At 40.6% G+C, this 12,283-nt stretch carries 13 protein-coding genes; all 13 read right to left on the reverse strand.

The window, feature by feature from the left end:
- Positions 1–92 precede the first annotated feature (92 nt).
- Positions 93–1,259 (reverse strand): AIR synthase related protein, encoded by a 1,167-nt coding sequence (locus ACESQI_RS15645; protein WP_007484181.1) that lies wholly within the window; start codon positions 1,257–1,259, stop codon positions 93–95.
- 311 nt (positions 1,260–1,570) lie between these two features.
- The gene (locus tag ACESQI_RS15650; protein ID WP_002559396.1) at positions 1,571–2,152 is read right to left on the reverse strand and encodes a LemA family protein; all 582 of its coding nucleotides are present in this window, start codon (positions 2,150–2,152) and stop codon (positions 1,571–1,573) included.
- A gap of 75 nt (positions 2,153–2,227) precedes the next feature.
- Positions 2,228–3,148 carry a YgcG family protein gene (locus ACESQI_RS15655; protein ID WP_373126544.1) on the reverse strand — a complete coding sequence of 307 codons (921 nt, stop codon included), beginning with the start codon at positions 3,146–3,148 and terminating at the stop codon, positions 2,228–2,230.
- Between the two features lie 42 nt (positions 3,149–3,190).
- The gene (locus ACESQI_RS15660; protein ID WP_002559398.1) at positions 3,191–4,153 is read right to left on the reverse strand and encodes an alpha/beta hydrolase; all 963 of its coding nucleotides are present in this window, start codon (positions 4,151–4,153) and stop codon (positions 3,191–3,193) included.
- Between the two features lie 5 nt (positions 4,154–4,158).
- Complete coding sequence (locus ACESQI_RS15665) at positions 4,159–4,902, reverse strand: shikimate dehydrogenase (protein WP_002559399.1); 744 nt, start codon at positions 4,900–4,902, stop codon at positions 4,159–4,161.
- A 79-nt stretch (positions 4,903–4,981) separates the two neighbouring features.
- Positions 4,982–5,719 carry a bifunctional demethylmenaquinone methyltransferase/2-methoxy-6-polyprenyl-1,4-benzoquinol methylase UbiE gene (ubiE, locus tag ACESQI_RS15670; RefSeq protein ID WP_007484184.1) on the reverse strand — a complete coding sequence of 246 codons (738 nt, stop codon included), beginning with the start codon at positions 5,717–5,719 and terminating at the stop codon, positions 4,982–4,984.
- Positions 5,720–5,830: 111 nt separating this feature from the next.
- Positions 5,831–6,772: a phosphoribosylaminoimidazolesuccinocarboxamide synthase gene (locus ACESQI_RS15675; RefSeq protein ID WP_002559401.1), complete on the reverse strand. Its 942-nt coding sequence runs from the start codon at positions 6,770–6,772 to the stop codon at positions 5,831–5,833.
- Between the two features lie 96 nt (positions 6,773–6,868).
- Positions 6,869–7,882 (reverse strand): PhoH family protein, encoded by a 1,014-nt coding sequence (locus tag ACESQI_RS15680; RefSeq protein WP_002559402.1) that lies wholly within the window; start codon positions 7,880–7,882, stop codon positions 6,869–6,871.
- A gap of 268 nt (positions 7,883–8,150) precedes the next feature.
- Positions 8,151–8,819, reverse strand: coding sequence for a DUF5715 family protein (locus ACESQI_RS15685; RefSeq protein ID WP_007484188.1), 669 nt, complete (start codon positions 8,817–8,819; stop codon positions 8,151–8,153).
- Positions 8,820–8,906: 87 nt separating this feature from the next.
- Positions 8,907–10,538: a flotillin family protein gene (locus ACESQI_RS15690; RefSeq protein ID WP_007484190.1), complete on the reverse strand. Its 1,632-nt coding sequence runs from the start codon at positions 10,536–10,538 to the stop codon at positions 8,907–8,909.
- 88 nt (positions 10,539–10,626) lie between these two features.
- Complete coding sequence (locus ACESQI_RS15695; RefSeq protein WP_007484191.1) at positions 10,627–11,124, reverse strand: hypothetical protein; 498 nt, start codon at positions 11,122–11,124, stop codon at positions 10,627–10,629.
- 134 nt (positions 11,125–11,258) lie between these two features.
- On the reverse strand, positions 11,259–11,489 hold the full coding sequence (locus ACESQI_RS15700; protein WP_044166158.1) for a hypothetical protein: 231 nt from the start codon (positions 11,487–11,489) through the stop codon (positions 11,259–11,261).
- A gap of 520 nt (positions 11,490–12,009) precedes the next feature.
- Positions 12,010–12,279 carry a hypothetical protein gene (locus ACESQI_RS15705; RefSeq protein WP_007484197.1) on the reverse strand — a complete coding sequence of 90 codons (270 nt, stop codon included), beginning with the start codon at positions 12,277–12,279 and terminating at the stop codon, positions 12,010–12,012.
- Between the last annotated feature and the right edge of the window lie 4 nt (positions 12,280–12,283).

The raw sequence follows: 12,283 nt of genomic DNA on the forward strand, positions 1-12,283 counted from the left end.
GTATCAATTGACTACGCTATAACGATATGCCGTAGATACATTGATACCATTATTAACTGGCATATGGGCACATTACTTAATTGGCATATTATTTAATATCTGAATTCTCCGAATTCACTCTTTATTATCAGTTCTTTTTTATCACTCTCTTCAATACGTCCTACAATCTGTGCCGGGATACCGAATGATTCACTGATGGCAATCACCTCTGCGGCATGTTCGGAAGAGATGTATACTTCAAGGCGATGCCCCATGTTGAATACTTTGTACATCTCTGCCCAGTCTGTTCCACTTTGCTCCTGAATAGTCTTAAACAGGGGAGGAACAGGGAATAGGTTGTCTTTTATTACGCGTACCTGATCAACAAAATGCAACACTTTGGTTTGTGCACCACCTGAACAATGTACCATACCATGGATATCAGGACGCAAAGCATCCAACAATTTTTTCACAACCGGAGCATACGTACGGGTAGGAGAAAGAACTAACTTTCCGGCGTTAACAGGAGAACCTACCACCTCGTCTGTCAACTTCAAGCCACCTGAATAAACAAGCTCTTCGGGAACACCGGCATCGTAACTCTCAGGATATTTTTCTGCTAAATATTTGGAGAATACATCGTGGCGGGCACTGGTTAATCCATTGCTACCCATACCTCCGTTATATTCTTTTTCATAAGTAGCCTGCCCGTAAGAGGCGAGGCCTACAATAACGTCACCCGGGCGGATATTGGCATTATCAATAACATCGGAACGTTTCATGCGGCAGGTAACAGTACTGTCTACGATGATAGTACGTACAAGATCACCCACATCGGCAGTTTCACCGCCTGTTGCATATACCCCTACCCCCATTTCACGGAGCTCGGCAAGTAACTCATCTGTACCGTTGATGATGGCAGAAATCACTTCTCCGGGAATGAGAAGTTTATTGCGTCCGATAGTGGATGATACGAGAATATTATCAACAGCCCCCACGCAAAGCAGGTCGTCGATATTCATAATCAGTGCATCCTGTGCAATGCCTTTCCATACGGAGAGATCACCCGTCTCTTTCCAGTACATATAGGCTAGAGAAGATTTTGTTCCGGCACCGTCGGCATGCATAATGTTGCAATACTCCGGGTCTCCTCCCAGGATATCAGGAATAATTTTACAGAATGCCTGAGGAAAGATACCTTTGTCAATGTTTTTGATGGCATTGTGCACATCTTCTTTTGATGCGCTAACGCCCCGCATCATGTATCGTTGATTACTCATGAGTTATAGGATTTTGTATACGGCGGCAAAAGTACGGCTTTTTTTTTGTACGGACAAGTTAATAAGTTAACAAGTTAACCGGTTAATCAGTTAACCGGAACATAAGTCATATTTTACAGGTCGTTTGGGGTGTGTTAACAGGTAGAAATAAGAGATTACAATAAAACGCAGATTAATGCTGATTCTCGCAAAAAAGATAAACTTTCAATCTGCGATAATTGGCGTTAATCTGCGTTTCAATCGAATTGCTGTCTGACTTAATAAAGCGACTCTATAGCTTCCCGTTCCTTCAGCAATTCACTCTTTTTAGTTCAAAATTTCACTTCCGGAGCTGCTTCAGTGCCTTCGGCTGCTTCAAAATAGACATGTTTATCGAAACCAAACATACCTGCAAACAGACTTTTTGGGAAACGGCGGATAGCTGTATTATATTCCTGTGCTGCATTATTGAAATTAGTACGTGCTACATTGATGCGATTTTCAGTACCTTCCAGTTGGGCCTGAAGTTCAAGGAAATTTTGATTGGCTTTCAAATCAGGATAGTTCTCTGTGATGGCAAGTAATTTACCTAATGCTGAAGTTACTGCTCCCTGTGCTTTCTGGTATGCAGCTAATTTTTCGGGAGTAAGATCACTCGCATTAACTTGCATCTGAGTAGCTTTACTACGTGCTTCTACTACACCTTCAAGCGTTTCTTTCTCATGAGAAGCATATCCTTTTACTGTGTTCACCAGATTGGGGATAAGGTCGGCACGGCGTTGATACTGTGTTTCTACATTTGCCCACTGGCTATTTACATTCTCGTCCATTGTAACCAATCCGTTGTACATACTGACAGCCCATATAACGATAACTGCCACTACTGCAATGATAATGATAATTGATTTTTTCATTTTCTTCTTTGTTATTATTATTGTATTTCCATTCTTTATTTCTACCTCTTGGTCTCTAAAGGGGAGAACGAAGTTTTAAAAACGTGAGCCGGCTCCGCCGCCGCCACCCATTCCACCACCGAAGCTGCCTCCACTGAAACCACCTCCACCTCCACTGAAGCTACCGCCTCCGAAGCCGCCGATGAACGGACCTCCGCCACCTCTGCCTCCTCCGTGATAGTCATTATCATATGACTGCTGACGGCGTACCACTGTGTGCCCACAGTTGCGGCAAGTATATGTTACATCTTCTACTTTTACTCCATTGCGTCTGGATATCATTGTACTGCCTGTGCGTTGTAGCTTATGTTTCCCACACTGAGGACAACGGGTACTTGCCCTGATGGCCAGGATACTGATGACGGATGCTACTCCAATAAAACCTATGATTGCCAATAGGATTGCCAGTCCGGAAACCTCATTTTCGTCGGAGGTATCCTCATTTACCATTGAACCATCAAGACGTTGACACACAGCGCGTAAACCATTCACCATTCCTTCGTTCCAGTTTTCTACTTTCAGATAGGGAATCATTGATTTCGTTTGTATTCGTTTGCAGATTGCGTCTGGCAAATCGCCTTCCAGTCCATAGCCAGTGTAGAATTGAATACAACGTTGGTCGGTTACCAAAAGAATAACCAGTCCGTTGTTTTTTCCTTTCTTTCCGACTCCCCACTTATTAAGTAGTTGGTGAGCGAACTCAAAACAATCTTCCGAACCGATCGAAGGTACTACGGCAACTACTGTCTCTATACCTGTTGTTTCTTCCAGATTGTAAAGCATGCGGTCAATACTGTCACATGCGGCTTGTGACAAGATACCGACGGGATTGCATACATATTGAAACTTATTCTGTAAATGTACTTTGGGGATATTATCTACTGTGTATACCTTTTCTTGTGCTTGTAAGGGCAGATAGAGTAGTGTAAGAAGTATAAAAGTGAGTATTTGCTTCATAATGGTCTTTATTATTGCCACAAATATAGCTACTATTCTCTTTTATTCGATATATTTGTCAACGAAGTTTTTTACACGGTTCGTGTATTCTGTTTTGTTCTCTTTATAAGAGACGGCATGGGTAGCTCCCGGAACGATCCAAAGCTCTTTAGGATCAGATTTTGCTTCATAAAGAGGATAAACCATCCATGTGGGTACATAGGTATCTTTATCACCGTGTATAAAGAACATGGGAAGTTTTGCTTTTTCTACTTGTTTCAGTGAAGATGCTTCTTTAAAGTTCCATCCGTATTTTTGTTCGCAAAGCCAGCTTGTAGTGTACATCAAAGGGAATTTGGGCAGGTGGAATGATGATTTCAATTCATGTGAAAATTCATCCCATACGCTGGTATAGCCACAATCCTCAACAAAGCATCGTACAAACTTCGGTTGTTCTTCTCCGGCTACCATCATAGTGGTGGCACCACCCATTGAAATACCATGAACTACCATTTGTGTACTGTCACCGTAAATATGATTAGCTACGTGCATCCATTGCATTACATCGAGCCGGTCTTTCCAACCCATCTGTATGGCAGGACCACCACTCTCGCCCTGGTGTTGTAAGTCCGGTAGAAGAGTGTTAAATTGCAAGTCATGATTATACAGATAACCAATCATGAACATACGTATGGCATTATCGGTATAACCATGTACAATGACAGCTGTTTTCTTTGTTGGTTTGGGAGCGGCAATGTAATATGCATGTAGCCGTATCCCTTCGGGATTTAGGATAAATGTATCTCTCAAGGCATTTACCTTATTGAGGCTGTCCACCCAAGGACGCAGGAAGGGATAGTTAGCATACATATACTCGTATGAGTCGGCGTCTTTGGCACGTATTTTTGCATTGGGGGTTAGTGAGAAGTTAAGCATATAATAACTTCCACCAACAGTACAGCCGGTGAGCACCAGCAAAAAAACAATTGCACCTATTATCCAGTTTTTTTTATTTCTTTTCCTCATATATCTTACTTATGCCATATCTCCCAAGCTGCAAATGCTTGCAGAAGGAGCATTTCTAATCCGTTTTTTGTGATAGCGCCCCGCTCTTCTCCTTTTTTCATGAAAAGCGTGACGTTTGGATTATATAACAAATCGTAGAGCAAATGGTTTGGTGTGAGATACTCGTAAGGAATATTAGGACAAAAATCAACTTTGGGATACATGCCTACAGGAGTACAGTTAACAATAACTGTATATTCGGCCATAACTTCGGGGGTTAGCTCTTCATAAGTCAACATACCCGGTTTATGTGTACGCGAAACGAATACGCTTTCAATACCCAGATTTTTTAGTCCGTGAAATACAGCTTTAGATGCACCACCTGTGCCCAGAAGCAAAGCTTTCTTGTGCGAAGGGAGTAATAGCGGTTGTATTGATTGTGTAAAGCCAATAATATCGGAGTTATAGCCAACCAACTTAACCTTACCTTTGGGTTGACGGATTATTTTGATCACATTTACTGCACCGATTTTGGCTGTGTCCGGGTCCAAAGAATCCAGAAACGGAATCACTTGTTCTTTATAAGGAATTGTTACGTTTAATCCTGATAGGTTGGGGTTTTCTTCAATGACCTCCATGAAGTCATTAATACTGGGGATTTCAAAATTCACATACTCAGCATCAACCCCTTCTGAGCGGAATTTTTCGTTGAAATATCCGATAGAGAACGAATGCTTCAACGGATAACCAATTAAGCCGTACTTTTGCATAGAATTAATAATTATTTAATATGCCAATTACTGTGTGTTACATCTTTTTTTATTGTCTGTAACAGCGCACATTGGTATATTATTTGGTTGCTGTATAAAGCGTACAGATGCCGAATGTCAGTCGTCGAAACTGTACCTGACTAAATCCTGCCCTTGATATAATACCCGTCATGATTTCGCCTTGCGGAAAAACTTTGATGGTTTGTGGCAGGTAGTGGTAAGCACTGTTATCTTTAGAGAATAATTTGCCTAAAACAGGGATGACAATTTTGGAGTAAATAGCAAATAGTTGTTTCATTGGGAAACGGTCAGGGGTTGTTAACTCCAGTATCACCAAGTGCCCGCCAGGAGTGAGTACACGGCACATTTCGGAAAGTCCTTTGTCCAGATCCTCAAAATTGCGAATGCCAAAGGCAACGGTGATAGCGTCAAAACTGTTATCAGCGAACGAGAGAGAGGTACAGTCTTCACGGGCAAAAGAGATTTTTTCTGCGAGACCTTCCTTTTTTACTTTTTCACGCCCCACGTTCATCATGCCTTCAGAGATATCCGTCCCGATAAGTTGCTTGGGTTGGAGCATACGGCAGGAGAGGATAGCAAAGTCACCAGTACCGGTAGCTACATCCATAATACGCTGTGGGCGGAAGGGACGTAACCAGTTGATCGCTTTACGTCGCCAGCTTTTGTCGATACCCAATGAGAGGGTATGATTAAGCATGTCATACGCAGGAGCGATGTTATCGAACATTTGTTCTACCTGTTCACTTTTCTTGCCGTCTGTGGCGTAAGGCTTGATTTTTTCCTGGGGGTAATTCATATTTAATTGAAAATTGAAAGTTAAAAATTGAAAGTTGAAAGTTGAGAATTGGAAGTTATTATACAGTATAATAGTGCAGCTAATTTTCAACTTTCAACTTTCAGTTTTCAACTATTTTAAGAACGTAGAAACGTTCTTAAATATACGTTCCGTTATATTGCTCGTATCTTCCTTAACAAATTTTTCTCCGGTGATGTTTTCGAAAAGTTCGATATAGCGGTCACTAATGCTTTGTACAATTTCCGGGGTCATTTCAGGTACTTTCTGGCCGTCTTTTCCCTGGAATCCGTTTTCCATCAACCATTCGCGTACGAATTCTTTAGAGAGTTGCTTTTGTGCTTCACCTTTTTCAAAACGCTCCTGGTAACCTTCAGAGTAGAAATAGCGGCTTGAATCCGGAGTGTGGATTTCATCCATCAGGTAGATGGTGCCGTTGTGTTTACCAAATTCATATTTCGTATCAACGAGTATCAACCCACGTTCTGCTGCGATTTCTGTTCCGCGTTTGAAGAGGGACAATGTATATTTTTCAAGAATTTCGTATTCTTCAGGGGTAGCTAACCCTTGTTTCAGAATTTCTTCTTTGGAGATATCCTCGTCATGCAATCCCATTTCTGCTTTGGTAGTAGGAGTTACGATTGGTTCCGGGAATTTTTCATTTTCACGCATTCCATCCGGAAGTTTTACTCCGCAGATTTCGCGTACACCACTTTTGTAAGTACGCCATGCACTACCGCAAAGATAGCCACGTACAATCATTTCAACCGGGAAACCTTCGCAAAGTACACCTACCGTAACCATTGGGTCGGGGGTAGCAAGTTTCCAATTCGGGCAGATGTCAGTTGTTGCATCAAGGAATTTGGCAGCAATCTGGTTCAGCATTTGTCCTTTGTAAGGAATACCTTCAGGTAGCACCACATCAAAGGCCGAAATACGGTCGGTAGCTACCATAACAAGTTTTTCACCGTTGATGTTATAAACATCACGTACTTTTCCGTGATATACGCTTTTCTGTCCCGGAAAGTTGAATTCAGTTTTAGTTAATGCTTTCATCTTATATAATTTACAATTTGTTTTCTACGGTCATGACTATAGGTCTGTTGACGATTTACGACAGGAGTTGAACTGATTTACAAGAGAATTCTATTATCAGTTAGCTTTAGGCTTATTATTGATAACTTCTGTTTTCTCATTGGTAACTCTTGCTCCCTCTTTAGCTGTTTTTCTCTCTTTGTCAAACTTTTCATAGGCATCTACAATACGCTCTACTAATTTATGGCGTACGATATCTTTTTTGTTTAGTTCTACAAAACTGATACCTTTTACCCCCTTCAATATGCGGAGTGCCTGTACTAAACCCGATGTTTGTGAAATGGGGAGATCAATCTGTGTCATATCTCCGGTCACGATCATTTTGGTATTCATACCCATGCGGGTAAGAAACATCTTTATTTGTTGAGTAGTTGTATTTTGTGCTTCGTCCAGGATTACGACGGCATCATTCAGTGTACGTCCGCGCATGAAAGCGAGCGGAGCGATCTGGATGATATTAAGCTCCATATATTCTTTTAGTTTTGCAGCAGGAATCATGTCTTGCAAGGCATCATAAAGAGGTTGCAAATACGGATCTATCTTCTCCTTCATGTCGCCGGGAAGAAAACCTAATTTTTCACCGGCTTCTACGGCAGGGCGGCTAAGGATTATTTTTTTGATTTCTTTATTTTTAAGTGCACGAACAGCAAGCGCTATCGCTGTATAAGTTTTTCCCGATCCGGCAGGACCGATGGCAAACACCATGTCGTTTTTGGCAAATCCCTGTACTAATTTCAGTTGGTTTTCACTGCGGGGGATAATAGGTTTTCCGGTTACACTGAATACAATCACGTTCCCGGTCTGTTCAGCCTGTGGAGCATTTCCTTTAATGATGTCGATAATGACTTCTTCTTTCAGCGAATTATATTCGGCACAATATTTCTCAAGTTTAATGATGTTTTCTTCAAAGGCACACATTTCTTCCTCATCGCCCAGAACTTTGATAACATTGCCGCGGGCAACAATGCGTAGCTTTGGATATAAAGCTTTAATTAACTGTATGTTGGCGTTGTTTACACCATAAAAAATAACCGGATCAATATCCTCAAGAACAATCAGTTTTTCTATCATTGAGTTGTATTAAAGAAAAATATCTGCAAATTTAGTGAAAAGGTTTGGATACTTTAGGTGTTCCGGCAGAATAAATTTACAACGTATGGTTACGAGTGCTTCCCGCACGGAGAGGTTCGGCAGGTGATATTTGATTAAAACGCAGCTGAACGCAAATTCTCGCTAAAGCAGAGACTTAAAAGATAAAATAACATCTTTTTTAATTCGCGTCAATTTGCGTTAATTCGTGTTTCATCAGATAAATAGATCTTTGTGGTGCAATGCCTCATTATCTTGTTGTGATATGGAAGCAACCCTGCTTTAGCTCATATTTAATATAACATTTGTCTTCTTTTCTCAGGTCGCGCAACACTTCCGACAGTACGAGTTTTAATGTGTCTGCACTGACATCCTGTAAAGGTCGTCCGTCCTCTTCTTCAATTTTTTTGAAGCGTTTCCAGCTAACGTCGAATGTTGTTCCATAGAAGTGGGCCGAGTTTTTGGATGCGTTTATATTTCTGCGCCTCAAACGTTTTACGTCATCTTCTGTACGGAGAACAGAAGTGATGACTATTTGATTTGGATTTAATCCTTTTGCTGTGAGTGAGTCAAGAAAATTACTTCCTATTGTGTTAAGTAAGTCACTGGCGCGTGGTACCAGGAAGGGGATGGAATGTGTAAGTGAATCAACGGTATAACAATCATTGTTTTTGATGTGTACCAGTTTTCCTTTCATGCGTTCAGCTTCTTCGCGTGAAGTTAACGGGCGGATTCCTAAACTTTGTGCTGCTTTAAGGTGAATATCGTTCAGATCGCCAAATGAACGTTTATAACTGATAACCCCTTTTATATTTCGTGGCTCGTTTAGTTTGAGCGATTTGTCTTTTTCCTTGCATCCGGCAAAGCTAATGAAAGTTATAAATAAGAATAAATAGACTGGATAATGATGAAAACGCATGATAAATTCTATTTCTAATTTAATAATGTGCCAATTAAGCTGTACATACATTGCGCAGCCAATTGGCACATTGATTATATTGGCACATTATTTTTTCTTTTCTTCTTCTTTTTCTTCTTTACTTTCCGGGTTTATAATTCCCTTCACAGTTTCTCCAATGGGCAGTTTATCAAGAACTCCTAAACTTGGTGCTACCGTTTTTACCAGCGAACTAAGGAAATTGCTTGTGCTACCGTTTCCTCCGTCAAATACTGTGATATTTCCCAGATTCATATGTTCAAATGCTTTCACTTGTTCACCGGCAATTTCCTTCCACTGGTCTACCATCTTATACTGGATAGCGATAGCCGGATTGGATTCTGCTGCGCGCACCATAGCTTCAAAGCCTTCTGCTTCTGCCAGCAACGAACGCTTTTTACCTTCCGCTTCTGCTTCCAGCTTCATCTGAATAGCTTTTGCTTCTGCTTCTGCTTGCGCTAAAGTAGCCTTTGCACGCGCCTCCGCTTCGCGGGTTATTTTTTCTGCTACGGCTTCTGCTTGCAGGATAGCTTCTTGTCGGGCTATTTCTGCCGGAACTATTTTTTCTGCTTTCAAAGAGGATTCCACCTTTTTCGCTTTGGCCTCTTCCACCTCTTTCTGTGCAGTCTCACGGGCTGTTTGCACGGCAGCTTCTGATCTTGCAGCAGCTTCTCCGGCCTCTTTATCGGCATTGGCTTGTGTCACAGCCAGTTCAGCGTCCGATTTGGCAACTTCTTTTTGTGCCTCATTTCGCCCGATGGCTGCTTTTTTGGCAGCTTCTGCCTGTTTGATTTCCATGTCAGAATTTAGTTCTGCCACGCGGCTTTCCTTTTCCGTATTCGCCTGCTCAATGCGTATGTTCTTATCTGCTTCTGCTTTTGCCACCTGCGCCTCTTTTTCCGCATTGGCAATTGCTACTTGTGAGATACGGTCTTTGTCTGCATTAGCGACCGAAATTTCCTGTAACTTCTTTGTTTCGGCAATGGCGATGTCCTGGTCTTTACGAGTTTCGGCAACTTTGGTTTCACGTTCTTTTATCTGAGTTGCAATCTTGATAGCACCTAATTTTTCTTGTTCTTCAATGTTCGCTTGTGCCTCGTTCAGTGCTTTACTTTCGGCCTCTTTACCTAAATTGACAATGTAGTTGGCTGCATCACGGATATCACTGATGTTGATATTCATCAGATATAAACCGAATTTACGCAGTTCAGTATCAATGTTATCTTTTACTTTTGACAAGAATTTATCGCGATCGGAGTTCAGTTCTTCAATTGTCATGTCGGCAATAACCAGACGCATCTGTCCGTATACCACATCTGTAATCAAGTTCTGTTTATCATCCATTGTAAGGCCCAGCATACGTTCTGCTGCATTCTGCATTACTTCGTGATCAGTACTGATAGCTACAGTAATAGTGGTTGGCACATCTACACGGATGTTTTGTGCTGAAAGTGCTCCTGTCAGTTTGCAGTCTATCTGCATGGGTTTCATCGACAGGAATTCATATCCTTGTAGGATAGGCCATACGAAAGCCGCGCCACCATGATAGAGTTTTGCCGATTTTTTGTCTTTACCTGTTTTACCGTAAACTACGAGTACTTCGTCACTTTTACATTTACGGTAGCGGGAAAGAATTCCGATAAATGTAAGTAAAATAACTGCCACCAGAATAGCAGCCATAATCATCATTTCCTGAGTCATGTTATTTGAGTTTTTAAGTTATTTGAGTTTCTGAGTTCTTAAGATTTTCACTGTCCACTGTCCATTGTCAACTGTCCATTGTCCACTGTCAACTAATATAAAGCGCTCCTTCTTTATAAGAGGCAATAACAGTTTTATCTCCTGTTTGGTAATTCTTGGCTGATTCAGATATGACATCCACTTCTCTCATTGCGCCATCACGTTTCACCTGTACGGTATATTTTCCTTCGCCCCGGCTGAAGTAGATAGTGCATTCCCGCCCTACAAGCTGTTCTGTTTTTTCTGAGTGGTTGTCTTGTTGTAGCTGATAAGCTTTTTTGTAGAGATACCACACAGCAAATACGAATAGCAATCCGACGAGTATGCCAATAATATATGCTGTTGCATCTGTACTTTGTTGCAGATACATATACCATCCAAATCCGATACCAAAATGAGTTAACCCTTTGAAAGAAACTACACTGCCTATGTCTGTGTCAATATCTGCGTCAGCATCAAAATCACCAAAAAAGATGGATAGAATGAACTGAACAACGAAAATACCTGTTGTGACAAGTGCGATGATTAGAAAAATATTACTACTCATGGCGTTTGTATTAGTGATTTGTTGTTATTTTACTTTTCAAATATACAACTTTAGCGGATACGAACCTATATATTTTATAATAAATCTCCACCCACTTACCATTATATCCGTCGACGATATTGTCAGGGGGATCTTCATTTCTTGTTGACGATCAGATCGAGTCCTTGTTTACGGTAAAGCTCAAAACGCGTGTCGCTTGATATAAGTGGTAAATGTTCAGTTAATGCATGTGCTATAATAACATGATCTGAAGGATCCTTATGTCCTTGGCTCTCATTGATTTCCATATGGGCATAAATACCCATATGCTCCCTTTTAAGGGGAGTATTTTTGATATAATATTCTTTCTCGATGGCAGTGACCATTTCTTCTATAGAGTTTCAACGTTTGGAACACAGTCCTTTATTTCTATATCCTACAATCAATTCACGCACTGATTCTACGCTGATATACAATAAAGTATTCGGTTCTTCGAGTAAAGATAATACATCTCTACTTAAAGAATCTACATCGGTTGCCAAATACACAAAAATATTTGTGTCTATCAAATATCTCATTGTTCTATAATAAAAACTTTGTGTCATTTACAATAAGACTTCCCTTCAGTTTTCTTGCAGCTTCAAGTGTTTTACTGACTTTCTTTTTTGTTTTAGGCTCCTTTGTTTCAACCTTTTCTTCTTCCGCTTTTTCCTTTCATAGCTTCTGATTATTTGTGGATTGTATAAATTACTAAGCAAAGATAATACTTCTTATCTTATTGCCTGTGTGATAAATGTTGAAAATCCCCACCCACTTACCACTATCTTCTCAGACGGTATTGGTAAGTGGGATGAGGAACACAAACAAAACAAACAATATATTCTTGTTAAAAAGGGATGATCTTTATCATGATTTAGGATATTCTATCATCATTTCCGAATCGGAGCACAAGGTGATAGGACATTTCTCAATAAGTGTACCTAAGTCAATTTCTACGCGGTCAAGTATAATATCATACGTTGTGTTCACAAATTGTTTGATTTTTACAAGTCCTTTAAATAACTGTTTTATAAGTTGTGCAGAACGTTCATAGGCATACCAGTGACCTTCTTCTTCGTACAGATACACTTGCTGTGTATTTTCTGATTCGCGAGTTAAGATATCGAGTATTTCCATAATA

It is taken from the genome of Bacteroides sp. HPS0048, from assembly GCF_964240755.1.
Classification (GTDB): Bacteria; Bacteroidota; Bacteroidia; order Bacteroidales; family Bacteroidaceae; genus Bacteroides; species Bacteroides nordii.

Bases quoted from the DNA above. Each gene is read 5' to 3' on its own strand.
- ACESQI_RS15705 (WP_007484197.1), bottom strand. From the start codon at position 12,279: ATGGAAATACTCGATATCTTAACTCGCGAATCAGAAAATACACAGCAA.
- ACESQI_RS15700 (WP_044166158.1), bottom strand. From the start codon at position 11,489: ATGGTCACTGCCATCGAGAAAGAATATTATATCAAAAATACTCCCCTT.
- ACESQI_RS15660 (WP_002559398.1), bottom strand. From the start codon at position 4,153: ATGAGGAAAAGAAATAAAAAAAACTGGATAATAGGTGCAATTGTTTTT.
- ACESQI_RS15690 (WP_007484190.1), bottom strand. From the start codon at position 10,538: ATGACTCAGGAAATGATGATTATGGCTGCTATTCTGGTGGCAGTTATT.
- ACESQI_RS15645 (WP_007484181.1), bottom strand. From the start codon at position 1,259: ATGAGTAATCAACGATACATGATGCGGGGCGTTAGCGCATCAAAAGAA.
- ubiE (WP_007484184.1), bottom strand. From the start codon at position 5,719: ATGAATTACCCCCAGGAAAAAATCAAGCCTTACGCCACAGACGGCAAG.
- ACESQI_RS15695 (WP_007484191.1), bottom strand. From the start codon at position 11,124: ATGAGTAGTAATATTTTTCTAATCATCGCACTTGTCACAACAGGTATT.
- ACESQI_RS15650 (WP_002559396.1), bottom strand. From the start codon at position 2,152: ATGAAAAAATCAATTATCATTATCATTGCAGTAGTGGCAGTTATCGTT.
- ACESQI_RS15680 (WP_002559402.1), bottom strand. From the start codon at position 7,882: ATGATAGAAAAACTGATTGTTCTTGAGGATATTGATCCGGTTATTTTT.
- ACESQI_RS15665 (WP_002559399.1), bottom strand. From the start codon at position 4,902: ATGCAAAAGTACGGCTTAATTGGTTATCCGTTGAAGCATTCGTTCTCT.
- ACESQI_RS15675 (WP_002559401.1), bottom strand. From the start codon at position 6,772: ATGAAAGCATTAACTAAAACTGAATTCAACTTTCCGGGACAGAAAAGC.
- ACESQI_RS15685 (WP_007484188.1), bottom strand. From the start codon at position 8,819: ATGCGTTTTCATCATTATCCAGTCTATTTATTCTTATTTATAACTTTC.
- ACESQI_RS15655 (WP_373126544.1), bottom strand. From the start codon at position 3,148: ATGAAGCAAATACTCACTTTTATACTTCTTACACTACTCTATCTGCCC.